This is a genomic window from Thermus sp. 2.9 (assembly GCF_000794385.1).
GTDB classification, from domain to species: Bacteria; Deinococcota; Deinococci; order Deinococcales; family Thermaceae; genus Thermus; species Thermus thalpophilus.
In genome coordinates, this window is the sequence record NZ_JTJB01000027.1 from 1 (window position 1) to 22,063 (window position 22,063).

At 70.0% G+C, this 22,063-nt stretch carries 23 protein-coding genes and 3 pseudogenes; 16 read left to right on the forward strand and 10 right to left on the reverse strand.

Going from position 1 to position 22,063, the window contains the following annotated elements; translation table 11 throughout:
- Nucleotides 1-369: 369 nt before the first annotated feature.
- Nucleotides 370-1,515 (reverse strand): annotated as a pseudogene (gene phr, locus QT17_RS06075) (deoxyribodipyrimidine photo-lyase); the annotation flags it as partial.
- The gene (locus tag QT17_RS06080; protein WP_038030367.1) at nucleotides 1,515-2,366 is read right to left on the reverse strand and encodes a phytoene/squalene synthase family protein; all 852 of its coding nucleotides are present in this window, start codon (nucleotides 2,364-2,366) and stop codon (nucleotides 1,515-1,517) included. The gene QT17_RS06080 and the pseudogene phr, both read right to left, overlap by 1 nt.
- 110 nt (nucleotides 2,367-2,476) lie before the next feature.
- Here QT17_RS06080 and carH point away from each other — a divergent pair.
- The 6 genes and pseudogenes from carH (at nucleotide 2,477) to QT17_RS06110 (ending at nucleotide 6,537) form a co-directional block, all read left to right on the forward strand.
- Nucleotides 2,477-3,333, forward strand: a pseudogene (gene carH / locus QT17_RS06085) (HTH-type transcriptional repressor CarH).
- Entirely contained in the window at nucleotides 3,330-3,917 is a 588-nt protein-coding gene (gene ldrP, locus QT17_RS06090; RefSeq protein ID WP_039457830.1) for a transcriptional regulator LdrP, read from the forward strand. Before carH ends, ldrP begins: the two are co-directional and overlap by 4 nt.
- Entirely contained in the window at nucleotides 3,918-4,781 is an 864-nt protein-coding gene (locus QT17_RS06095; protein ID WP_039457833.1) for a complex I NDUFA9 subunit family protein, read from the forward strand. It abuts the gene before it with no gap.
- A gap of 69 nt (nucleotides 4,782-4,850) precedes the next feature.
- Complete coding sequence (locus QT17_RS06100; RefSeq protein WP_008631466.1) at nucleotides 4,851-5,177, forward strand: DUF6883 domain-containing protein; 327 nt, start codon at nucleotides 4,851-4,853, stop codon at nucleotides 5,175-5,177.
- Entirely contained in the window at nucleotides 5,174-5,392 is a 219-nt protein-coding gene (locus QT17_RS06105) for a DUF4926 domain-containing protein (RefSeq protein WP_039457837.1), read from the forward strand. Before QT17_RS06100 ends, QT17_RS06105 begins: the two co-directional genes overlap by 4 nt.
- A gap of 227 nt (nucleotides 5,393-5,619) precedes the next feature.
- Nucleotides 5,620-6,537, forward strand: a complete 918-nt coding sequence (locus QT17_RS06110) for an MBL fold metallo-hydrolase (protein WP_235283804.1) — start codon at nucleotides 5,620-5,622, stop codon at nucleotides 6,535-6,537.
- A gap of 114 nt (nucleotides 6,538-6,651) precedes the next feature.
- On the opposite strand, the gene QT17_RS06115 is transcribed toward QT17_RS06110, so the two are convergent.
- The 3 genes and pseudogenes from QT17_RS06115 to QT17_RS13295 form a co-directional block, all read right to left on the reverse strand.
- Nucleotides 6,652-7,947, reverse strand: coding sequence for a GH1 family beta-glucosidase (locus tag QT17_RS06115; protein WP_039457842.1), 1,296 nt, complete (start codon nucleotides 7,945-7,947; stop codon nucleotides 6,652-6,654).
- A 21-nt stretch (nucleotides 7,948-7,968) separates the two neighbouring features.
- Complete coding sequence (locus tag QT17_RS14010) at nucleotides 7,969-8,649, reverse strand: carbohydrate ABC transporter permease (RefSeq protein WP_081995785.1); 681 nt, start codon at nucleotides 8,647-8,649, stop codon at nucleotides 7,969-7,971.
- Nucleotides 8,649-8,750, reverse strand: a pseudogene (locus QT17_RS13295) (LacI family DNA-binding transcriptional regulator); the annotation flags it as partial. The gene QT17_RS14010 and the pseudogene QT17_RS13295, both read right to left, overlap by 1 nt.
- A 32-nt stretch (nucleotides 8,751-8,782) precedes the next feature.
- Here QT17_RS13295 and QT17_RS06125 point away from each other — a divergent pair.
- The 10 genes from QT17_RS06125 to QT17_RS06170 all read left to right on the forward strand — a co-directional run bounded on the left by QT17_RS06125 (nucleotide 8,783) and on the right by QT17_RS06170 (nucleotide 16,953).
- Nucleotides 8,783-9,280, forward strand: a complete 498-nt coding sequence (locus QT17_RS06125; RefSeq protein ID WP_235283805.1) for an IclR family transcriptional regulator — start codon at nucleotides 8,783-8,785, stop codon at nucleotides 9,278-9,280.
- 308 nt (nucleotides 9,281-9,588) lie between these two features.
- Nucleotides 9,589-10,758 (forward strand): cytochrome P450, encoded by a 1,170-nt coding sequence (locus QT17_RS06130; RefSeq protein ID WP_039457844.1) that lies wholly within the window; start codon nucleotides 9,589-9,591, stop codon nucleotides 10,756-10,758.
- The gene (locus QT17_RS06135; protein WP_039457848.1) at nucleotides 10,755-11,453 is read left to right on the forward strand and encodes a lycopene cyclase domain-containing protein; all 699 of its coding nucleotides are present in this window, start codon (nucleotides 10,755-10,757) and stop codon (nucleotides 11,451-11,453) included. The genes QT17_RS06130 and QT17_RS06135 overlap by 4 nt, the downstream gene beginning before the upstream one ends.
- A gap of 4 nt (nucleotides 11,454-11,457) precedes the next feature.
- The gene (locus QT17_RS06140; protein ID WP_039457849.1) at nucleotides 11,458-12,135 is read left to right on the forward strand and encodes a lysophospholipid acyltransferase family protein; all 678 of its coding nucleotides are present in this window, start codon (nucleotides 11,458-11,460) and stop codon (nucleotides 12,133-12,135) included.
- Nucleotides 12,132-13,154 carry a glycosyltransferase family 2 protein gene (locus tag QT17_RS06145; protein WP_039457851.1) on the forward strand — a complete coding sequence of 341 codons (1,023 nt, stop codon included), beginning with the start codon at nucleotides 12,132-12,134 and terminating at the stop codon, nucleotides 13,152-13,154. Before QT17_RS06140 ends, QT17_RS06145 begins: the two co-directional genes overlap by 4 nt.
- Nucleotides 13,155-13,159: 5 nt before the next feature.
- Nucleotides 13,160-13,468, forward strand: coding sequence for a type II toxin-antitoxin system Phd/YefM family antitoxin (locus tag QT17_RS06150; protein ID WP_014630570.1), 309 nt, complete (start codon nucleotides 13,160-13,162; stop codon nucleotides 13,466-13,468).
- The gene (locus QT17_RS06155) at nucleotides 13,465-13,881 is read left to right on the forward strand and encodes a type II toxin-antitoxin system VapC family toxin (RefSeq protein WP_014511247.1); all 417 of its coding nucleotides are present in this window, start codon (nucleotides 13,465-13,467) and stop codon (nucleotides 13,879-13,881) included. Before QT17_RS06150 ends, QT17_RS06155 begins: the two co-directional genes overlap by 4 nt.
- Before the next feature lie 97 nt (nucleotides 13,882-13,978).
- A complete protein-coding gene (gene crtI / locus QT17_RS06160; RefSeq protein ID WP_039457855.1) occupies nucleotides 13,979-15,547 on the forward strand; it encodes a phytoene desaturase family protein in 1,569 nt (522 codons plus the stop codon).
- Nucleotides 15,544-16,542, forward strand: coding sequence for a type 2 isopentenyl-diphosphate Delta-isomerase (fni, locus tag QT17_RS06165; RefSeq protein ID WP_039457858.1), 999 nt, complete (start codon nucleotides 15,544-15,546; stop codon nucleotides 16,540-16,542). Before crtI ends, fni begins: the two co-directional genes overlap by 4 nt.
- A gap of 9 nt (nucleotides 16,543-16,551) precedes the next feature.
- Nucleotides 16,552-16,953 (forward strand): nucleotidyltransferase domain-containing protein, encoded by a 402-nt coding sequence (locus tag QT17_RS06170; protein WP_235283807.1) that lies wholly within the window; start codon nucleotides 16,552-16,554, stop codon nucleotides 16,951-16,953.
- A 30-nt stretch (nucleotides 16,954-16,983) separates the two neighbouring features.
- Here QT17_RS06170 and QT17_RS06175 read toward each other — a convergent pair whose 3' ends face one another.
- The 5 genes from QT17_RS06175 to QT17_RS06190 all read right to left on the reverse strand — a co-directional run bounded on the left by QT17_RS06175 (nucleotide 16,984) and on the right by QT17_RS06190 (nucleotide 22,016).
- Nucleotides 16,984-17,637 (reverse strand): YbgA family protein, encoded by a 654-nt coding sequence (locus QT17_RS06175; protein WP_081995786.1) that lies wholly within the window; start codon nucleotides 17,635-17,637, stop codon nucleotides 16,984-16,986.
- 18 nt (nucleotides 17,638-17,655) lie between these two features.
- Nucleotides 17,656-18,705 (reverse strand): galactose-1-phosphate uridylyltransferase, encoded by a 1,050-nt coding sequence (gene galT / locus QT17_RS06180; RefSeq protein ID WP_038030398.1) that lies wholly within the window; start codon nucleotides 18,703-18,705, stop codon nucleotides 17,656-17,658.
- Nucleotides 18,689-20,119: a glycoside hydrolase family 36 protein gene (locus tag QT17_RS06185; RefSeq protein WP_039457863.1), complete on the reverse strand. Its 1,431-nt coding sequence runs from the start codon at nucleotides 20,117-20,119 to the stop codon at nucleotides 18,689-18,691. The genes galT and QT17_RS06185 overlap by 17 nt, the downstream gene beginning before the upstream one ends.
- Nucleotides 20,120-20,250: 131 nt before the next feature.
- Nucleotides 20,251-20,394 (reverse strand): hypothetical protein, encoded by a 144-nt coding sequence (locus QT17_RS14015; RefSeq protein ID WP_165739689.1) that lies wholly within the window; start codon nucleotides 20,392-20,394, stop codon nucleotides 20,251-20,253.
- The gene (locus QT17_RS06190; protein ID WP_081995787.1) at nucleotides 20,391-22,016 is read right to left on the reverse strand and encodes an acyl-CoA dehydrogenase family protein; all 1,626 of its coding nucleotides are present in this window, start codon (nucleotides 22,014-22,016) and stop codon (nucleotides 20,391-20,393) included. The genes QT17_RS14015 and QT17_RS06190 overlap by 4 nt, the downstream gene beginning before the upstream one ends.
- Nucleotides 22,017-22,063 lie beyond the last annotated feature (47 nt).

Here is a 22,063-nt window from a genome sequence, read left to right on the forward strand (position 1 = left end):
CCAGGTCCCGAGTTCTTTCCCAGGAAAATCTTCCTTTCACAGGAAAAAAGTTCGTGCTTAAAAGAGCAAAGCCTTATTTATCGCACTTCCTGATCTGAGGGGGGTGGAACTTTTTCCCAAGGGGGTCCGCATTGGGAGCGTGTAAACACCTGCCTTTCTTTGTATTTTCTCCTGAAAAAGGTGGATGGGGATTTTAGCGTCCTGGACGAGAGATTTAGAAACGGGCGGTTTACAATTTGTTGCTAAAGGGGAATAATGTGGTTTGGGGCTTTTCGTATGTCGCGGGGGCTCGCTGGGGTGAGGTGGCGGGAAGTGAGAGCACGTGAGCGCTGGGGTGAAGTGGTGTGCACTATTTCCCAACTGTTTGCACCTCCCCTCGGGGTCGTGCCTTTCCCCCTGGAGCACCGGGTTGAAGACCCGGAAGTAGGGGGCGGCGTCCACCCCCAGGCCCCCCGCCCACTGCCAGCCCTGGAGGTTCACCGCCCGGTCCCCGTCCAGGAGGAGGTGGCGGAAGGCTTCCTCCGCCCTTTGCCAGGGGAGGAGGAGGTACTTCACCGCAAACTGGGCCGCGTTCATCCGGGCCCGGTTGGAGAGGAAGCCCGTGGCGTGGAGCTCCCGCATGGCGGCGTCCACCAGGGGGACGCCGGTCCTCCCCTCGTACCAGGCGCGGAAGAGGGCCTCGTCCTCCTGCCAGGGGAGGGCCTGGAACCTCGGGTCCAGGGGCCTTTCCGCCATCCAAGGGAAGTGGTAGAGGAGGTGGTAGGAGAAGTCCCGCCAGAGGAGCTCCGCCACCCACTTCCTCGCTCCCTCCCCGCCCCGCCTTTCCGCCTCCCAGGCGGCGAGCCTGGGGGAGAGGACCCCTAGGGCGAAGTAGGGGGAGAGCCTCGAGCCCCCCTCCCCGTCCAGCCGGTCCCGCTCCTCGGCGTAGCGGGGAAGCTTGGCCTCGAGGAAGGCCCGAAGCCGCCTTAGGGCCGCCTCCTCCCCCGGCTCGGGGAGGGGAAGCCCCGGGTCTTCCCGGGGGATCTCCCCCTCCTCCGGCCCTTTGGGTAAGGCCTCGGGAGGGGGAAGGGGCGGGGCGGCTCCCCGGTAGAGGCGGCTAAAAGGGGTGTAGACCCGGTAGGGCTTGGGGAGGTCGGGGGGGAGGAGGTGGGGGGCGGGGAGGAGGTGGAGGGGGACGGGAAGGGCCTCTTGCACCCTCGCGTCCCGGTGGCGGCCATAGGGGGTGTAACTTCTTAGGGCGTAGACGGCCTTGGCCCGAAGCCTCTTCGCCGCCTCGGGCACCTTCTCCCAAGGAAAGCCCTCCAGGACCCAAAGGGCCCCGCCCCGCGCCCGGTAGGCCTCACGCAGGGCCCGGACGTTCTCCAGGAACCAGGCCCGCCGCCTCGGGGTGGTCTTCAGGTTGTTGGGGTCCAGGACCACGAGGCCCACCACTGGCCCCCGGGCGAGGGCCTCCAGAAGGGCCGGGTGGTCGTGGAGGCGGAGGTCGCCCCGGTGCCAGACGAGAAGGGGGCCCATCAGGGGCTTCCCTCCGGCCTTGGGGGAAAGCGGGCGGCGAGGAAGGCCTTGGGGAGGAGGAGGGCCCGTTCCCAGGCCTTGAGGTGGGCCCGCCTTCCCAGGTTGTCGTAGCCCGAAAGCCTGAGCTTGTCCAGGATGCCCCGGTACTGCAAGGCGGCGAGGGCGATGGCCGCCCGGCCCACCTTGAGGTGGCCTAGGCCCGCAAGCCCCTCCCGGTAAAGGGCCCGGGCCTTCCCCTCCAGGTGGGCCATGAGGGCCCGGTACCCTGGGGTGACGCGCCCCGCCCGCAGGTCCTCCACCTCCACCCCGTGGGCCCGGAGGAGGTCCAAGGGCAGGTAGACCCGGTCCCGCTCTAGGTCCTCCCCCACGTCCCGGAGGATGTTGGTGAGCTGCATGGCCTGCCCCAGCTTCACCGCCCGGGCTTCCGCCTCCTTGCCGCCCCCGGCGATGGGGGTCATCATCCGCCCCACGGTGCCCGCCACCTGGTAGCAGTAGCGGAGGAGCTCCGCCTCCGTCCCGAGCCGCACGGGGCCGAGGTCCGTTTGGAAGCCCTCCCGCATGTGGAGGAAGGCCTCAAAGGGGATGTCCCAGCGCTCCAGGGCCCAGGCGAGGCCCTTCTCCCACTCGGCGAGGGGCCTTCCCCGGTAGGCCCGCTCCACCCCCGCCCACCAGGCCTCGAGGGCCTCCGGGCCCCCGCCCTCCCCGTCCACCGCCTCGTCCCCCAGGCGGCAGGCGGCGTAGACCGCCCAGGCCCCCTTGCGGGCCTCCTTGGGGAAGAGGAGGCTTCCCAGGTAGAAGGTGGCAGAGTGAGCGCGGAGGACGCGGAGGAGGGCTTTCCAGTCGGGCTCCATACTTGCGGGCATTTTCATTCTAGGCGGCCTCGGGGACTTTTGCCCCGACTACACTCCGCAGAGATGTACAAAAGCTTGACAAAACCTATACATCGCCCTACCCTAAGGGCATGACCTCCTCCGGGGTGTACACCATCGCCGAGGTGGAAGCCATGACCGGCCTTTCCGCCGAGGTGCTCCGCCAGTGGGAGCGCCGCTACGGCTTCCCCAAGCCCCGGCGTACCCCGGGAGGGCATCGCCTCTATAGCGCGGAAGACGTGGAGGCCCTGAAGACGATCAAGCGCTGGCTGGAGGAGGGGGCCACGCCTAAAGCGGCCATCCGCCGCTACCTGGCCCAGGGGGTGCGCCCCGAGGACCTGGGGACCGGCCTCCTCGAGGCCCTCCTCCGGGGGGACCTCGCCGGGGCCGAGGCCCTCTTCCGCCGGGGGCTCAGGTTTTGGGGCCCGGAGGGCGTCCTGGAGCACCTCCTCCTCCCCGTTCTCCGGGAGGTGGGGGAGGCCTGGCACCGGGGGGAGATCGGGGTGGCGGAGGAGCACCTGGCCTCCACCTTCCTCCGGGCAAGGCTCCAGGAACTTTTGGACCTCGCGGGCTTCCCGCCCGGCCCCCCGTCCTCGTCACCACCCCTCCCGGGGAGCGGCACGAGATCGGGGCCATGCTCGCCGCCTACCACCTCCGCCGCAAGGGGGTTCCTGCCCTCTACTTGGGCCCCGACACCCCCCTCCCCGACCTCAGGGCCTTGGCCCGGCGGCTCGGGGCGGGGGCGGTGGTCCTCTCCGCCCTCCTTTCCGAGCCTTTAAAGGCCCTTCCCGACGGGGCCCTTAAGGACCTCGCCCCCCGGGTCTTCCTCGGGGGGCAGGGGGCGGGGCCGGAGGAGGCCAGGAGGCTTGGCGCCGAGTACCTGGGGACCCTGAAGGACCTCGCCGAGGCGCTTTGGTCTCGTGGGGGGCCGGAAAAGAAGGCGATATGAAGAGGTTTGCCCGGAAGGAAACCATCTACCTCAGGGGGGAGGAGGCCCGCCCCCTCTACCGCCTGGAGGAGGGCTTGGTGCGGGTGGTGGAGCTCCTCCCCGACGGGCGCCTCATCACCCTGTGCCACGTTCTCCCCGGGGACTACTTCGGGGAGGAGGCCTTGGAGGGTAAGGCCTACCGCTACACCGCCGAGGCCATGACGGAGGCGGTGGTCCGGGGGCTGGACCCCGGGGCCATGGACCACGAGGCCCTGCGCCGGGTGGCGCGGAACCTCGCCCGGCAGATGCGCCGGGTCCAGGCCTACGAGGCCCACCTGCAGACGGGGGAGCTTCGCGCCCGCATCGCCCGCTACCTCCTCTTCCTGGCGGACACCCCGATTTCGGCCCGGGACAGGCAGGGCATCTACGTTACCGTCTCCCACGAGGAGATCGCCGACGCCACCGCCTCCATCCGGGAGTCCGTTTCCAAGGTCCTCGCCGACCTCCGCCGGGAGGGGCTCATCGCCACCGCCTACCGCCGGGTCTACCTCCTGGACCTCGCCGCCTTGGAGCGGGAGGCGGGTGGCGTCCTGGAGGCGGCCTGAATGCGGGTCTTCGTCGTCGGCGGAACGGGCTTCGTGGGCCAGGAGGTGGTGCGCCTCCTTTTGGCGCGGGGCCACACCCCCCTGGTCCTCGCCCGCAGGTCCAGGCCCCTCCCCGAGGGAGCGGTCCTGGTGGAGGGGGACATCGCCCGGGAGGTGCCGGACCTCGAGGGGGCGGAGGCCGCCATCTACCTTGCGGGGATCATTCGGGAAAGGGGCCAGACCTTCCGGGCGGTGCACGTGGACGGGGTGAGGAACCTCCTGAAGGCCATGGAACGGGCCGGGGTGGGCCGCCTCCTCCACATGTCCGCCCTGGGGGCGAGGCCCGAGGCCCCAAGCCGTTACCACCGGACCAAGGCCGAAGGGGAGGCCCTGGTGCGCCAAAGCGGCCTGAGCCACGCCATCTTCCGCCCAAGCCTCATCTTCGGCCCGGGGGACGAGTTCTTTGGCGGTGTCCTGAGGGGCCTCGTCTGCGCCCCCTTGCCCTTCGTGCCCCTCATCGGGGACGGAAGCTTCCCCTTTAGGCCCGTGTACGTGGGGGACGTGGCGGAGGTCTTCGTGGGGGCCTTGGAGCGGGGCCTCGAGGGGACCTACGACCTGGTGGGGCCTAAGGAGTACACCTTCCGCGAGCTCCTCCAGCTGGTGATGGAGGTCCTGGGGCGGAGGAAGCCCTTTCTTTCCCTTCCCCTTTGGCTCATGGACCGCCTCGTCCCCCTCCTTTCCCCCTTGCCCTTTGCCCCCCTCACCCTGGACCAGTACCTCATGCTCAAGGAAGGGAACACCGCCCCCTTCCCCGAGGCCCTAAGGGAGCTTCTGCCCGCGCCCCAGGCCCTGGAGGAGGTCTTGCCCCAGTACCTCCGCTGTTAAGGTTTAGCTCCTCGGGGTGAAGAAGAGGGGTTTGCCCGTGGAGGTAAGGGGGTGCGGTAAGCCTCCTTCGTGGACTTCTTTGTCCCTAGGGCCAAGCTCACGGAGTACCTCCTCAACCCCAAGCACCCCGAGGGGGGAAGCAAGGCCCGCTTCTTCATGGCCCTGGGTTTTTCCCCGGGGAATCCCGAGGCCCTGGAAAGGGCCTTGCTCCGCCATGCCGAGGAGGCGGAGGAGGTGGCCCGCAGACCGGGCTTTCTGGGCGAGGGTCTGGTGTGGGTCCTTAGGGGTCCCCTTCGCGGCCCTAGGCGGGAGGTTCTTTTGCAGAGCGTCCGGTATCTTGGGAAGGAGGGTGCGGCGGCCCGTTTGGTGACGGCCTACCCGTGGAGGGGGGGATGATCCGGGAGCACGATTTGGTGGTCCTGAAGCGGGACAAGGGGGAGTGGGGCCTCGAGTCCGGGGACGTGGGGACCGTAGTCCTCATCTACCCCCACGGGGGGTACATGGTGGAGTTCGTGGACCACGAAGGGAACACTTTGGCCCTTCTGGGCCTGGCGGGGGAGGAGGTCGCCCCTTTAAGGGGCCCCGCCCTCCTGCGGGCCAAGAGCCCTTGAGGGAAAGCCCGTAGGCCCGGCCCCCCGTGGCGGGGTCCAGCCTCTTCTTCCTCCCAGGTGAAGCCCCTACCTTGGGGCCGAGCCTGCCCGAGCGGTATGGGATGCCCGAATGAGGCTGGGGAAGCTTCTTTCGGGCCCCGGGGGTGCTTAGAGGCCGCCACCAAGGTGAACTGGGGCACGCTTCCAGGCCACGGCCGGGGTTACCCTTCCCGCAAAGGGGGTGGCGGGTGGACCGCAGGCGTTTCCTCTCCGGTGCGGGGCTTTTTTTGGCGGCGGGAGGCCTTTCCTTGGGTCGGGCCCAGGGGCGCGCGCCCAAGGGGGTGAACGGGGGCGGCTTTTACCGCTTCCGGGTAGGGGGGATCCAGGCGGTGGTCCTCTCCGACGGCCAGTCCCCTCCAGGCCCCCTCCTCCCCAACTGGGGGGCGAACCCGGAGCTCCAGGAGGTCTTCCGCAGGACGCTTGTGGAGCACTTCCTGGACCCGGAGGCTACCCGTAACAACTTCAACCCGGTGCTCCTGGACCTGGGGGAGGCCAGGCTCCTCGTGGACACGGGGAGGGGTGCGGGAAGCGGGGGGCGGCTCCTCGCCCACCTGGAGCTTGCCGGCTACCTTCCCGAGGACATCACCCACGTCTTCCTCACCCACGGCCACCCCGACCACATCGGGGGACTGGTGGACGGGGAGGGGCGGCCCGTCTTCGCCAAGGCGGAGCACCTCATGGGCCGGGTGGACCTCGAGTTCTGGCTTCAAAACCCCTCGCCCGCGGTGCAAAGGGCCCTCGTGCCCCTTAGGGAGCACATCCGGCCCGTGGAGGACGGGGAGGAGATCCTCCCGGGGGTGCGGGCGGTGGCCTCCTTCGGCCACACCCCGGGGCACATGAGCCTCGAGGCCACCTCCGAGGGAAAGGGGTTCTTCATTTTTGGGGATGCGGCGGGCCACTACCTCCTCTCCCTCCGCTTCCCCCAGGCCTACCTGGGCTTTGACATGGACAAGGCGCAGGTGGTGCGGACCCGGGCCCGCCTCTTCCAGAAGGTCTCGGAGGAGCGGAGCCTGATCACCGCCTACCACTTCCCCTGGCCCGCCGTTGGGTACATCCGGCGGGAAGGGGAGGGCTACGCCTTCGTCCCGGCCTTCTTTGAGTTTTAGGGCCTCTTCCCGGGACCTCGAGGCCCTTATGGGGAGGGTGGAGGCCTCTGGAGTCCTCGCCGTCCACCCTCCCCGGTTCGGGGGCCCTAAGTGGCGGGATCAATGCGCGGACGCTCAGAGCTGGGCCCGCGCGATCCGCTCCCGGTACCAGAGGGCGCTCCTTTTAGGGATGCGCCTCTGGCTGGGGAAGTCCACGTAGTAGAGGCCGAAGCGCCGGGTGTAGCCGAAGGCCCACTCAAAGTTATCCATGAGGCTCCAGACGAAGTAGCCCCTGAGGTCCACCCCTTCCTCCCGGGCCCGGAGGGCGGCCTCCACGTGGGCCTCGAGGTAGGCCACCCGCTCGGGGTCCTCCACGACGGCCTCTCCCGTCCAGAGGTCGGGGTAGGCGGCCCCGTTTTCCGTGATGTAAAGGGGCCAGGGCACCTCCCGGCCGAGGCGCTTCAAGAGGTGGTAAAGCCCCTCGGGGTAGACCTCCCACCCCATGGCCGTGACCGGCCCCTCCGGGGGAAGGTAGCGCACGGGCAAAGGCCCCGTCCCCGGGGCCACGCGGACGGGGGCGTAGTAGTTCACCCCTAGGAAGTCCAGGGGCCTTGCGACGAGCTCCAGGTCACGGGAGAGGTTGGGAGTGGGCGGGGGGTCTTGAAAGGGGCTTTCGGGATACCCCCTGCCCAGGATGGGGTCCAGGAAGTAGCGGTTGTGGTAGCGGTCAGCCACGTCCACCGCCTCGGGGTCCTCGCCGTACACCGGGGCGAAGTTGAGGACGATCCCTACCCGCTTCGCCCCCGCGGCCCTCAAGGCCTCCACGGCGAGGCCGTGCCCCAGGAGGAGGTGGTGGGCGGCGCGAAGGGCCGCCTCCAGGTTCCTGAGGCCGGGGGCGTGTTCCCCCGTCCAGTGCCCGAGGAAGGCCGAGCACCAGGGCTCGTTCAGGGTAGCGAAGAAGGGCACCCGGTCGGCGAGGGCCCGGGCCACCGCCTCGGCGTACTCGGCGAAGGCGAAGGCGGTCTCCCGGCTCCGCCAGCCGCCCCGGTCCTCGAGGGCCTGGGGCAGGTCCCAGTGGTAGAGGGTGAGGAAGGGCGTGATCCCCGCCGCGAGAAGCCGGTCCACCAGGCGGTCGTAAAAGGCGAGGCCCTTGGGGTTGATCCGCCCCCGGCCCTCGGGGAGGATCCGGGGCCAGGCCACGGAAAAGCGATAGACCCCCACCCCGAGGGATTGCATAAGGGCGATGTCCTCCTCGTAGCGGTGGTAGTGGTCGCAGGCGGGCTCCCCTGTGCTTCCGTCCCGGATGGCCCCCGGGCGGCGGGCGAAGGTGTCCCAGATGGAAGGCCCCCGCCCGTCCTCCTGGGTGGCCCCCTCGATCTGGTAGGCGCTGGTGGCTACCCCCCACAGAAACTTTTCGGCGTTCTCGGCCATGCGCGTTCCTCCTCCCAACGCCTAGCCCTTCACCGCCCCGGCAGTGAGGCCTTGGATGAGCTGGCGCTGCGCGAAGAAGAAGACGACGAGGACGGGCAGCGTGGCCACCGTGGCGGCGGCCATGACCAGGTCGTAGCGGTTCTGGTAGTTGCCCACGAAGTTGCGGATGCCCACGGGAATGGTGGCTGTGGCCTCGGTGGTGAGGACCTGGGCGAAGAGGAGCTCGTCCCAGGCGGTGAGGAAGATGTAGACGGCCGTGGCCGCGAGGCCCGGGAGGGCCAGGGGCAGGATCACCCGGTGGAAGGCCTGGAAGGGCGTGGCCCCGTCCACCATGGCCGCCTCGTAGAGCTCCTGGGGGATGGCCTGGAGGGCTGCCAGGTAGGTGACCATGACGAAGGGCCAGCTCCGCCACACCGTGGGCAGGACGATGGCCACGAAGGTGAGGGGGCCGATGAGCCAGTGGGGCTTTTGCGGAAGGAGGCCGAGAACGTCCACGAGGAGGTGGTTGATGACCCCTTCCTTGAGCCACATGAAGCCCCAAAGGAGCCCCACCACGTAGCTCGGCACCACCCAGGGGAGGAGGATGAGGCTCCGCCAAAGCCCCCGGAGGAAGAGGGGCCGGTTCAGGAGGTGGGCCACCAAAAGCCCCAGGGAGAGGTTCAAGGCGTTGACCACCAGGGTGTAGAGGAGGGTGGTGCGCACTCCTGGGAGACCCGGGCGGTGCCGTTGAGAACCCGGGACACCGTGGCCGGGGAAACGCCCGCGCGACGGGCCACTTCGGCGATGGTGGGGCCGCCTAGGATTTAAGGCCTACGAGGAGCTCTCCCTGCCCGCCTTGGCCCGGCCCCACCTCGAGGCCCTGCGGGACGCCACCCTGGAGACCGTCCACCTGGCGGTCCTGGACGGGAAGGAAGTGGTCTACATTGACAAGGTGCCGGGCAAAAGGGAGCTCCTTCTCGCCAGCCAGATCGGGAGCCGCTTCCCCGCCCAGTCCACCGCCTTGGGCAAGGCCCTTCTCGCTTTCCTGCCGGAGGAGAGGTGGCCCATGGCTTTTACCCCGGGGCTCAAACGCACCCCCAACACCCTGAGCGACTTCGCCCGCTTCCGGGAGGAGCTCCTCGCCACAAGGGCCCGGGGCTACGCCCTGGACCTCGAGAAGAACGAGCCCGGCGTGCGGTGCGTGGCCGCCCCCATCCTCAACGGCCGGGGCGAGCCCGTGGCCGCCGTGAGCGTCTCCACCGCCGCCATTTACCTGGACGAGGAGAGGCTTTCCGAGGTGGCGGCCGAGGTGGTCAGGACCGCCCAGAGGATCAGCCGGGAGCTTGGGGGCTAAGGAGGTGGCTTAAGCGCTGGGCCCCGGAATACCCCTCCTACGCCCCCAAGGACCCCGTGGTGGACCTGGAGGAGGCGAGAAGGCGCTACCTGCGCCTGGCGAGGGATCTCGCCCGAGGGTAGGCGGGGGTACACTCCCGGGGCGGGCTTCCCCGGTAGAGTGCGGGCATGTTCAGGCGAAGGACCCGGAAAAGGCCCTCGAGGCCATCGCCCTCTTCCGCTACGCCCTGGCGGCCCTCTTCCTCCTCCTGGGCCTCCCCATGGCCCCGCCCAGGGTACCGCCCCCTGGTGCGCCGTTAAGATGCTCCCATGAAGCGCCTTTCCCTGAGGGAGGCCTGGCCCTACCTGAAAGACCTCCAGCAAGACCCCCTCGCCGTCCTGCTGGAGTGGGGCCGGGCCCACCCCCGGCTCTTCCTTCCCCTGCCCCGCTTCCCCCTGGCCCTGATCTTTGACCCCGAGGGGGTGGAGGGGGCACTCCTCGCCGAGGGGACCACCAAGGCCACCTTCCAGTACCGGGCCCTCTCCCGCCTCACGGGGAGGGGCCTCCTCACCGACTGGGGGAAAAGCTGGAAGGAGGCGCGCAAGGCCCTCAAAGACCCCTTCCTGCCGAAGAGCGTCCGCGGCTACCGGGAGGCCATGGAGGAGGAGGCCCGGGCCTTCTTCGGGGAGTGGCGGGGGGAGGAGCGGGACCTGGACCACGAGATGCTCGCCCTCTCCCTGCGCCTCCTCGGGCGGGCCCTCTTCGGGGAGCCCCTCTCCCCAAGCCTCGCGGAGCACGCCCTTGGGGCCCTGGACCGGATCATGGCCCAGACCCGAAGCCCCCTGGCCCTCCTGGACCTCGCCGCCGAAGCCCGCTTCCGGAAGGACCGGGGGGCCCTCTACCGCGAGGCGGAAGCCCTCATCGTCCACCCGCCCCTCTCCCACCTTCCCCGAGAGCGCGCCCTGAGCGAGGCCGTGACCCTCCTGGTGGCGGGCCACGAGACGGTGGCGAGCGCCCTCACCTGGTCCTTTCTCCTCCTCTCCCACCGCCCGGACTGGCAGAAGCGGGTGGCCGAGAGCGAGGAGGCGGCCCTCGCCGCCTTCCAGGAGGCCCTGAGGCTCTACCCCCCCGCCTGGATCCTCACCCGGAGGCTGGGAAGGCCCCTCCTCCTGGGAGAGGACCGGCTCCCCCCGGGCACCACCCTGGTCCTCTCCCCCTACGTGACCCAGAGGCTCCACTTCCCCGATGGGGAGGCCTTCCGGCCCGAGCGCTTCCTGGAGGAAAGGGGGACCCCTTCCGGGCGCTACTTCCCCTTTGGCCTGGGGCAGAGGCTCTGCCTGGGGCGGGACTTCGCCCTCCTCGAGGGCCCCATCGTCCTCAGGGCCTTCTTCCGCCGCTTCCGCCTAGACCCCCTCCCCTTCCCCCGGGTCCTCGCCCAGGTCACCCTGAGGCCCGAAGGCGGGCTTCCCGCGCGGCCTAGGGAGGGGGTGCGGGCGTGACCTACCTGGCCTTCCACCTCGTCTTCCTCCTCCCGCCCCTGCTCATCCTCCTGGCCACGGGCTTTCCCCGGCCCCCCAGGCTCTGGGCCTACCTCCTCATGCCCCTCATCGCCCTCGTCTACACCACCCCCTGGGACAACTACCTGGTGTGGCAGGGGGTCTGGGGCTACCCGGAGGGGAGGGTCCTCCTGCGCCTCGGCTACGTGCCCCTGGAGGAGTACCTCTTCTTCCTCCTCCAGCCCCTCCTCACCGGGGCCTTCCTCCACCGGGTGGCGGGGGCGCCGCCCCCAGGGGCAGGCGGCCTCGCCCGGGTGGCGGGGGGCGGGATGTGGCTTCTTCTGGCCGCCCTGGGGGTCCTCCTCCTGGCCCTGGGAGGGCGGTACCTCTACCTGGGGCTCACCCTCGCCTACTTCGCCCCCGTCTTCGTCCTGCAGTGGGCCTTCGGAGGAGACCTCCTCTGGGGCTGGCGGCGGGCCCTCCTCCTCGGGGCGGGCCTCCCCACCCTCTACCTCTGGTTCGCCGACGCCTGGGCCATCCGGGAGGGGATCTGGTGGATCTCCCCCCGGTACACCCTGGGCCTTGGGGCCTTTGGGCTCCCCCTGGAGGAGATGGCCTTCTTCCTCTGCACCAACCTGGCCGTGGTCCAGGGCCTCCTCCTCGCCTGGCACCCCGAGGCCCTGAGGCGCCTAAGATAGCCCCGTGGCCGACCTCTGGGAGACCCTAAAGGAAAGGCCCACGGGCAAGGCCCTGCGCCTCCTGGTGGAGGCCCTGGTCCTCCGGAGCCTCAAGGAAAGCCTCCGGGGAGTCTACCTGCGGGGGGAGGCGCCCGAAGGTCCCCTGGTCCTCGCCCTGAACCACCACGGCTTCTTTGACGGCCACCTGGCGTGGCTTCTGGGGAAGCTCTGCCGTAGGCCCCTAAGCCTCCTCGTGGCCGAGGAGAACCTTCGGGCCTACCCCGTGCTGAAGCTCGCCGGGGCCCTCGAGGCGGGAAGGGTCCGGGAGGCCCTGCGAAGGCTCAGGCGGGGGGAGTGGGTGGCCCTCTTCCCCGAGGGGGAGATGCGCTACCCTGGGCCCCTGGGGCCCCTCAGGGAGGGGGCCAACTGGCTCGCGGGGAAGGCGGGGGTTCCCCTCCTCCCCGTGGCCCTAAGGGTGGTCCTCCGGGGGTACGAGCACCCCGAGGCCTTCCTCTGGGTGGGCAGGCCCCTTCCTCCTGGAGGGGACCTGGGGAGGGCCTTGGGGGGGCTTCTCCAGGCGCTGGACGCCCTCCTCGCCAAAACCCACCCCCGGGAGGTGCCGGAGGGCTTCCGGGAGGTGCTTCGTGGGAGGCGGAGCCTGGAGGAAAGGGTGCTTCCCCTGGTGAGGCTGCTCCGGCCATGAGCGGGGACTTCTTCTTCGGGGTCTTCCTCTTCCTCCTCCTGAGGTGGCTCGCCCTCCTCTTTAACCTCCTCGCCTTCCCCCGCTTAAGGCCCCGCCCCACGCCCCCGAGACCCACGGCCTCCCTCCTCGTCCCGGCGAGGAACGAGGCGGAAAACCTAAAGAAGACCCTCCCCGCCCTCCTCCGGCAGGGGGCCCTCGAGGTCCTCGTCCTGGACGACCTCTCCGAGGACGGCACCGCCCAAGCGGCCCTCGAGGCGGCGGGAAACCACCCCGCCTTCCGCCTCCTCCGGGGCGCCCCCCCGCCCCCGGGCTGGACGGGGAAGAACTGGGCCTGCTTCCAGCTCGCCCAGGAGGCGCGGGGGGAGGTCTTGGTCTTCACCGACGCCGACGTCCTCTGGGAGGAGGGGGCCCTCGGCGGGCTTCTGGAGGCCCTGGAGGGGAAGGAGATGGTCTCCGCCCTCCCCCGGCAGGAGGTGGGCCTTAGGGAGGGCGCCCTGGTGGCCTTCGTGATGAACGGGCTTCTCTCCTTCCTCCCCCACCCCCTTCTGGAAGGGCTACGGGTGGCGAACGGCCAGGTGCTGGCCTTCCGCAGGGCGGCCTACCTCGCCCTCGGGGGGCACGAGGCGGTGAAGGGAGAGGTCCTGGAGGACGTGGCCCTGGCCCGAAGGGCGCGGACCTACGGCCTCTTCCTGGGCGGGGGGCTTTTCCGGGCGCGGATGTACCGGGGCTATGGGGAGGCGGTGGCGGGCTTTGCGAAGAACTTCCTGGCGGTCCACCTGAAGAACCCCGCCGTCCTCCTGGGCTCCGCCTTCTACCACCTCGCCCTCTACACCCTGCCCTGGTTCTTCGGGCGGTGGGGGCTCGGGCTTATGGGGCTTCTGGAGCGCCTGGCGGTGCAGAAGGCCCTCGGGGGGCCCCTCTGGCCCGCCCTCCTCACGCCCCTCGCCCCCCTTCTCCTCCTCCCCGTCTACCTCCTGGCCCTCCTCCCGGGGAGGCGGTGGAAGGGGCGGAAGGTGTAGGGGGCGTGGCCTCTAAACTAGACAGACCGGTCTTTTCCGTTTACCCTGAGGGGGTGAAGGCCATCTGGCAACTCCAAGAGGCCAAAGCCCGCTTTTCCGAGGTGGTGGAGCGGGCCCTCAAGGGGGAGCCCCAGCTCGTCCTCCGGCGGGGTAAGAAGGCGGTGGTGGTGCTGGACTGGGAGACCTACGCCCGGCTCACGGGGGAAGAGGCCTCGGTCCTCGAGGCCCTAAGACCCCCCAAGACCCTCCCCAATGAGGAGGTGGAAGCCCTCTTCCAAAGGCAAAAGACGGGCTTCCGGGAGGTGGACTTCTGAGGTACCTGCTGGACACCAACGTGGTCTCCGAGGCCGTCAAGCGGCGGCCTCACCCCAAGGTGGTGGCCTTCCTGCGCCACCTTAAAGTGGGGGAGGCGTACCTCTCCGCCCTCACCTTGGGCGAACTGGTCCAGGGGGTGGCCCGGGCCCCGGAGGCCCGAAGGGCCATCCTCAGCCGATGGCTCTCGGGGCTGAAGGCGAGCTTCTCGGGGCGGATCCTTCCCCTGGACGCCGAGGTGATGGAGCTCTGGGGCGAGCTCACCGGAAACGCCATGAGGGAGGGCAAGCCCCTCTCTCCCCTAGACGCCATGCTGGCGGCCACGGCCCTGCGGCACGGCCTGATCCTGGCCACCCGGAACACCGAGGACTTCCGCCACGTTCCCGTGCCCCTCGTGAACCCCTGGGAAGGGTAACCCTAGGCGGCCTCACAGGCCCACCTTCTCCTCCGGGGTAATCCCTGTGTGGGCCAGGCCCAACTCAGCGGGGGAGTGGCCTGGTAGACTCCTCCCCATGCGGGCCATCGTCATCGGAAGCGGGGTAGGAGGGCTCTCCGCGGCCATCCGCCTCGCCGCCATGGGCCTTCAGGTCCTGGTCCTGGAAAAGCTCCCGGGGCCCGGAGGCCGGGCCTTCGTCCACCGGGCGGAGGGCTTCACCTTTGACATGGGGCCCACGGTGATCACCGTCCCCCCCTTCCTGGAGGACCTCTTCGCCACCGCTCCAGGCGACCCCAGGCTCTACCCCGACTTCCCCGAGGAGGAAGGGCTTAAGCACACGGAGCGCTACGTGAGGCTCGTCCCCTTGGACCCCTTCTACCGCCTCCACTTCCCGGACGGCACCTACTTTGACTACAAGGACGACCCCGAGCACCTGGAGGGCGAGGTCGCCCGCCTCGCCCCGGAGGACCTCGAGGGCTACCGCCGCTTTGAGGCCCACGCCAAGGCCCTCTTCCAGAAGGGCTTTCTGGAACTCGGCTTCACCCACTTCGGAAGCCTCCTGGACCTCCTCAAGGTGGCCCCGGACCTCCTCCGCCTGGACGCGGTGCGGCCCCTTTTCGGCGTGGTCTCCCGCTACTTCAAGAACCCCAAGACCCGGCAGATCTTCTCCTTTGAGCCCCTCCTCATCGGAGGGAACCCCCTCCAGGTGCCCGCCCTCTACGCCATGATCCACTTCGTGGAGCGGCGCTGGGGGGTGCACTTCGCCATGGGGGGGACGGGGGCCTTGGTGCGGGGGCTCGTCAGGAAGCTTGAGGAGCTTGGCGGGGAGATCCGCTATGGCGCCCCCGTGCGCCGCATCCTCACCAAGGGGCGGCGCGCCGTGGGGGTGGTCCTCCAGGACGGGGAGAAGCTGGAGGCCGACCTCGTGGTCTCCAACGCCGACTACGTCCACACCTACGGCGAGCTCCTCGCCCCCGAGGACCGCACCTGGAACGGCGACTGGCGCCTCAAGCGCACCAGGCTCTCCATGAGCCTCTTCGTGGCCTACTTCGGCTTCCGGGCCCGGGGGGACGAGGGGGAAAGGCTTAGGCACCACAACGTCCTCTTCTCCCACCGCTACGAGGGGCTTCTCCGGGACATCTTCTGGCGAAAGGTCCTCCCCGAGGACTTCGCCCACTACCTCCACCTCCCCACCCTCACCGACCCCTCCCTGGCCCCTCCCGGGCACCACGCCGCCTACACCCTGATCCCTGTGCCCCACAACGGGAGCGGCCTGGACTGGGGGAGGCTCGGCCCAGAGTACCTGGAAAAGGCCCTCCGCTACCTGGACGAGGCGGGGTACCTCCCCGGGCTCATGGACCGCCTGGTCTACACCCACTTCATCACCCCGGACTACTTCCAGTGGACCCTGAATAGCCACCTGGGCAACGCCTTCGGTCCCGAGCCCGTGCTCTGGCAGACGGCCTCCTTCAGGCCCAAGAACCGCTCCGAGGACGTGAAGGGGCTCTACCTGGTGGGGCAGAGCTACCAGCCGGGGGCAGGGCTTCCCAGCGTGATGATGTCCGCCAAGATCACGGCCCGGCTCATCGCCCACGACCTGGGCCTGGAAAAGGCCCCTAAGGGCCTTCTGGAGGCGCGGGGGTGAACATCCGGGAGAGGAAGCGGAAGCACCTCGAGGCCTGCCTGGAAGGCGAGGTGGCCTACCAGAAGACCACCACGGGGCTGGAAGGCTTCCGCCTCCGCTACCAGGCCCTGGCGGGCCTCGCCCTGAGCGAGGTGGACCTCACCACTCCCTTCCTGGGGAAGACCCTGAAGGCCCCCTTCCTCATCGGGGCCATGACCGGGGGGGAGGAAAACGGGGAGAGGATCAACCTGGCCCTGGCGGAGGCCGCGGAGGCCTTAGGGGTGGGGATGATGCTGGGCTCGGGCAGGATCCTTCTGGAGCGCCCCGAGGCCCTAAGGAGCTTCCGGGTGCGCCGGGTGGCCCCAAAGGCGCTCCTCATCGCCAACCTGGGCCTCGCCCAGCTCAGGCGCTACGGGCGGGACGACCTCCTCCGGCTCGTGGAGATGCTGGAGGCGGACGCCCTCGCCTTCCACGTGAACCCCCTCCAGGAGGCGGTGCAGCGGGGGGACACGGACTTCCGGGGCCTGGTGGAGAGGCTCGCCGAACTCCTCCCCCTCCCCTTCCCCGTGATGGTGAAGGAGGTGGGGCACGGCCTCTCCCAGGAGGCGGCCCTGGCCCTACGGGACCTGCCCTTGGCGGCGGTGGACGTGGCCGGGGCCGGGGGGACGAGCTGGGCCCGGGTGGAGGAGTGGGTGCGCTTCGGGGAGGTGCGCCACCCGGAGCTCTGCGAGATCGGGATCCCCACGGCGAGGGCCATCCTCGAGGTGCGGGAGGTCCTGCCCCACCTCCCCCTCGTGGCCTCCGGCGGGGTCTACACGGGGACGGACGGGGCCAAGGCCCTGGCCCTGGGGGCGGACCTCCTGGCGGCGGCCCGCCCCCTCCTCAGGCCCGCCCTGGAGGGGGCGGAAAGGGTGGCCGCCTGGATCGGGGACTACCTGGAGGAGCTCAGGACCGCCCTCTTCGCTATCGGGGCCAAGAGCCCGAAGGAGGCCCGGGGGCGGGTGGAGCGGGTGTAGACTGGAGGCGTGAGGGGCGTGAGGGCCCCGGAAGAAAGCCTTCGCGAAGTCCTCGCCCGCTTTCCCCAGGTCCAGGCCGCCTTCCTCTTCGGCTCCCGCGCCGAGGGAAGGGCGCGGGCGGACAGCGACTGGGACCTCGCCCTCCTCCTCTCCCCGGAGGAGCCCGACCCCACCCTCGAGGTCCTGGGGGCCCTGGTGGAAGCGGGGCTGGAACGGGTGGACCTGGTCCTCCTCCACAGGGCCCCGCCCCTTCTCGCCTTCCTCGCCGTGATGGGGAAGCCCGTCTTTCTCCGCGAAGGTTTTGACCTCGGAAGCTACGTCTCCCGCGTGGCCCGAGAATGGTGGGACACCGAGCCCCTCCTTCGGGTCCAGCGGGAGGCCATAAAACGGAGGTGGCTTGACCCGTCTTGAGGCCCTGGGCCGGGTCTTCGCCCGGTTCCTCTAGGCCCCGGGGACGTGCATCAGGGCGCGGGGATACGGCTCCAGGAGGGCCTGGGCCTCCACGTAGGGCTCGGCGAAGCGCCGGGCCCAGGAGGCGAGGAGGGCCAGGGGGGCCTCGAGGGGCAAGCGTTCCTCGCGGAAGTCCGCAAGGAGATCCAGGAAGTGGGCCTTCTCCCTTGGGGCGAGGGCCTTCTTAAAGTGGCCGAAGGCGTGGAGGAGGGCGTCCGCCATGGCCCCGAGACGCCAGGGCCTCTCCGTGGCCCGCAAAAACCCCTCCTCGTAGGCCCCATGGACCTCGGGAAAGGGCCTCCCCTTAGCCCCGGCGAGGAGGCGGCCCAGGGCCCTCGCCTCCTTCTGGTTGTAGGCCATGAGGAGGAGCTTGTAGCGGGCGTGGAAGGCCATGAGGCCGGGGAGGTCCTCCACCCGCCGAAGCCGGGCCAGGGCGAAGATGCGGGTGAAGAAGTGGGCCCGGATGCGGGGGTTGGTGAGCCTCCCCTCGTCCTCCTTGGGAAGGAGGGGGAAGGCCTCCTCCACCGCCTGGGCAAAAAGCCCGGGGCCTTTCCCCACCACCCCGCCCCCTTCGGCGTGGGCGTAGAGCTTGGCGTCCTTCAGGGCGCAGGAGGGGGAGCGGTTCTTGAGGAGGAAGCCCTCCACACGCCTAGGCTTTGGCCGTCACGGCAACGCCGCCCTAAGGGCCTTCGCGGTCTCCTCGGGCAGGGCGTCCACCACGAACGTCCCCGCCCCGAGCTCCGTCCCCGCCAGGAACTTGAGCTTGTCCCGGGTGCGCCTCGGGGGGTAGAACTCCACGTGGAAGTGAAAGGTGGCCTCCTCCCCCAAGGGCGCGGCGTGGAAGACCATGACGTAAGGGAAGGGCTCCCCAAAGAGGGCGTCGTACCGGGCCACCACCCGGCCCAAGAGCCTGGCGAAGGCCGCCATCTCCCCCTCGGAGAAGGTCCAGGGACCGGGGTGCCTTTCCACGGGGGCCACCCAGACCTCAAAGGGGTAGCGGGCGAAGGGGGGGACGAAGGCGAGGAAGCCCTTCTCCTCGTCCACCACGTAGGGCCCAAGGTTCGGGAAAAGCTCAAGGAGTACGGGCCTCTCCCGGAAGGCCTGGCTTTCCCGCTCCAGGACGGGCGGCACGAAGGGGTAGGCGTAGATCTGGCCGTGGGGGTGGTGGAGGGTGACCCCCACCGCCTCTCCCCTATTCTCAAAGGGCATGACGAAGCGCACCCCGGGAAGGGCGTAGAGGGCCTCGTACCGGTCCCGCCACGCCCAGGCCAAAAGGAGCCTTTCCTCCTCCGTGAGGGTGGCGAGGCTTCCCGTGTGGGCGGGGGTGTAGACCACCACCTCGCACCGCCCCAAGGCCCTCCCCGCGGGCACGGGAAGCCCCTCGGGAGGGGGAGGGGCTTCCTCCACGAAGGAGGGGAAGCGGTTTTCAAAGACGGCCACCTGAAAGGAGGGGAAGGGGATCTCCGTGGGGAAGCCCCCTTCCCGGCTCGGGCACAAGGGGCAGTGCTCCTTGGGGGGGAGGAAGGTGCGCCCCTGGCGGTGGGCGGCGTAGACCACCCACTCCCCCCGCAAGGGGTGGTAGCGGAGGTGGGGGGCGGGGCGGAAGGGCTCGGCGTGTTCGGGAAGAGGGGGGCCCTCGAGGGGCATTAGGCCGTAGAGAAAGAGCTCCCGGCCGTCCTTCTTCCGGTGGAGGCGCTTATAGAAGGGGGGCATAGTCCACCTCCTCCTCCCCTACCCTAAAGCGGTAGGGGCCGAGGCGCCGCACCGGGACCTCCCGGGCGAGGAAGGCCTCGAGGCGCCCCTTCTCCTCCGGGAGAAGCCACGAGGGCGGGTCGGAAGTGGCCTTGAAGCCGGTGAAGTGGGCCAAGGCCTCCTGAAGCCGCATCTCCTCGGGGGAAAGCAGGTTGAAGCGGGTGCGGAAATAGACCACATCGGGGTCCACATGGACGTTCTCCATGAGCCAGAGGCGGTGGAGGGTGGAGCGGAGGGTGTTCCTTAGGCCCGGTCCCGTGGGGTCCGCAAGCCAAAAGGAGCGCTCCTCGTTGTCCCAGTAGGGGGCCACGTCGGGGCCTACCCGGAGGCCGTCGGCGAGGCCCAGGGAGGCGAGGACGGGGGCCCCGCAGAAGAGGAGGTAGGCCTCCCCCGCCGCCTCCCGCAGGCGGGCCATGGCCTTCCGGTAGCGGGCCTCCCCCTCGGCCCCCGGGAGGGCGGCGGCGTAGAGGAAGTCCAGCTTCAGGTAGTCGTAGCCCCAGGCGAGGGCCTTACGCACGAGGTCCGCGGCCCACTCCACCACCTCCTCGTTCCCCGCGTCCAGGGCATAGAGGGGCCTGCCCCAGTTGAAACCCGCCCGCACGGGCCTCCCCTCCTCGTCCCTCAGCACCCAGTCGGGTCGCTTTTGGAAGAGGGGGCTATCCGCCGTGACCAGGAAGGGGGCGAACCAAAGCCCGGCCCTTAAGCCCCGTTCCCGGATCCTCTCTGCGAGGAAGGCCATCCCCCGGGGGAAGCGTTCGTTGGGCTCCCAGTCCCCGAGGGCCCGCTGCCAGCCGTCGTCTATCTGGAAGACCTCAAAGGAGAAGGCCGCCACCTCGTCCAGAACCCGAAGAAGGAGGTCTTCGCTAATCCTCGTGTAGAAGCTGTACCAGGAGCACCACACCCTGGGGGGCCTCCCGGAAAGGCGCTTGGGGAGAAGCCGGGCGTAGGCGGCGAAGACCTCCTCCTCCGGGCCGTAGGCGAGGAACCAGGCCCCGCCCCTCTCGGCGTAGCGGCCGAGGAGGAGGTCCTCCCGGCCCAGGACCCTGGCCCCAAGGTCCAGGGCGCCCAAAAGGAGCACCTTCCCATCGGGCCCCTTCAGGGCCCCCACGCCGCTTCCCCACCACGCCCCGGCCTCCAGGAGGAAGGGGTCGTCCGCCTGGGGGCGGCGCGCCTCGGGGAGGAGGGGCGTGGGGGCCCGAGCGGGGTCCACCCAGGCGGCGAGGCTCCAGCTCTGCCAGCCGTGGCGGAAGAACCCTTTGGCGGGGAAAGGGGGAAAGACCCGCACCTCCCTGCCCCAAAGGCGCACTCCCCCCGGGGCCTCTTCCAGGCCCTCCGCCCTGAGGAAAACCTCCGCTCCTCCTAGGTTCAGCCTCATCCTCCCTCCTTGCCGCCCAGGGTACCCCACCCGGCCTGGCCTCGAGGCCCCACGCGGGCACCCCTCTCCCCTATCCGGATGCGAAGCCTCTCCCAGGCCAAGCCGTCCATATCCCCAAGCTACCAAGGCCCTCAGGGCAGGCGCCGCGCCAGAACCCAGGGGAGGGCGGCCAGGGCCTCGAGGCGGGACATTCCCCACCCCCCGGGGATGGGCGGCAGGAAGAGGACCCCGCCGAGGCCGAGGCCCCAGGCGAGGGCGAAGGGAAGCGGCCTCACGCCCCGCCCTCGGGCAGGTACAACGCCCGCGCGCCCAGGGCCTCGGGCGGGTAGTCCTCCCCGAGGAGGAAGCGGCGGGCGTAAAGCCCGGCGAGCTCCCGGTAGCGGGGCCCGGCGGTGGCGCTCGCCTCGAGGAGGCCCGCCACCGCCGCAGCGTCCGCCAGGCGCCTCAGGGCCGTCTTGGCCGAGAACTGGGCGGCCTCGGGCTCGAGGGCGGCGAGGCGGTCCAGGGTCTTGCGGGCGGCCGCCAAGGCCCCCTCGGCCTCCTCGCCCCGCCCCTTCAGACGCGCCTCCAGCCAGGCGAGGAAGGGCCTATGGGCCCCCTTCTTCTGCATGGCCTCCAGGAGGTCCAGGGCCTGGATGTTGCTCGGCCCCTCCCAGATGGGGGTGATCAGGGACTCCCGGTGCCAGCGGGCCACGGCGTACTCCTCCAGGAAGCCCAGCCCCCCGAAGAGCTCCATGGCCAGGCGGGTGATCTCGGCGCTGTGCTCGGCGGTGCGGTTCTTCGCTAAGTGGGAGAGGAAGCGGGCCAGGTGGTAGGCCTCGCCGTAAGGGGGCCTCTCGTGCCAGGCCCGGTCAAAGGCCTCCACCGCCGCCAGGGCCAAGGCCAGCCCCCCTGCCTGGCGCACGGCGAGGTCCAGGAGGTCGTAGCGCACCAGGGGATGGTCCGCGAGGAACCTCCCGAAGCTCTGCCGCCGCCGCACCCGCTCCCGCGTCTCCAAGAGGGCCTTGGCGGAAATTCCCATGGCGGCGATGGCGTTGGCCAGGCGGGAGACGGTGAGGGTCTCCAGGGTGTAGTAGATTCCCTCCTCCGCCCGGCCGATGAGGTAGGCCTCGCTCCCCTCCAGCTCCACCTCCCCCGAGGGCACGGCCCGGGTACCGCTTTTCCGCTTGAGGCGGCGCACCCGGTAGTTCAGGCGCCCCTCGCGGTCCAGCCTGGTCAGGAGGAAGAGGGCCAGCCCCTTGGGGCCGGGGGGCGCCCCCTCGGGCCGCGCCGTCACCAGGGCCACGTCGGCAAGCCCCGCCCCCGAGGCGAAGTACTTGTCCCCCCCGTAAAGGCGCCAGACTTCCCCTTCCCTGCGGGCCACGGTGCGGTTCGCCCCGAGGTCGCTTCCCCCCTGGATCTCCGTCATCCAGGTGGCCCCAAAGGCCTCCCCGTAGAGGACCCGATCCTTCCAAGAGGCGAGCCCGGGGGCGTACTTGTGGATGGGGTAGGCCACCTGGTGGGTGATGGTGAGGATGCAGTAGAGCCCGCCGTCGGCCAAAAGGTAGCCCAGGGCGAAGTGGTGGTGCCAGCTCCCTCCCTCGTAGGGCGGGCGGACGATCGGGCGCAGGCGCTTGAGCACTTCCCGCTGGACGGGCGACAGGCGCACCCGGTCCACCCGGTTCCCGTCCAGGTCGTGCATGACGAGCTCGGGACCCGCGTCCTGGTCAATGTGGTAGGCGGCCTCGTAGACCTCCCGCCCCATGTAGGCGCCCCAGGCGAGGAGCTCCGCCTCCCTCTCCCCCGCCCCGGGCCAGAAGTGGCGGAGGAGGTCTCTAAGCTCCGGGTCCGCCTCGTAGTGGTTCTTGCCGTAGGCGTACGAGATCCACTCCACTACCTCCTCCTGATGCAGGGGCATTATACAGGCCCCTCCCCCATTTGGGGGATGCGCCCCCTGCGAAAATC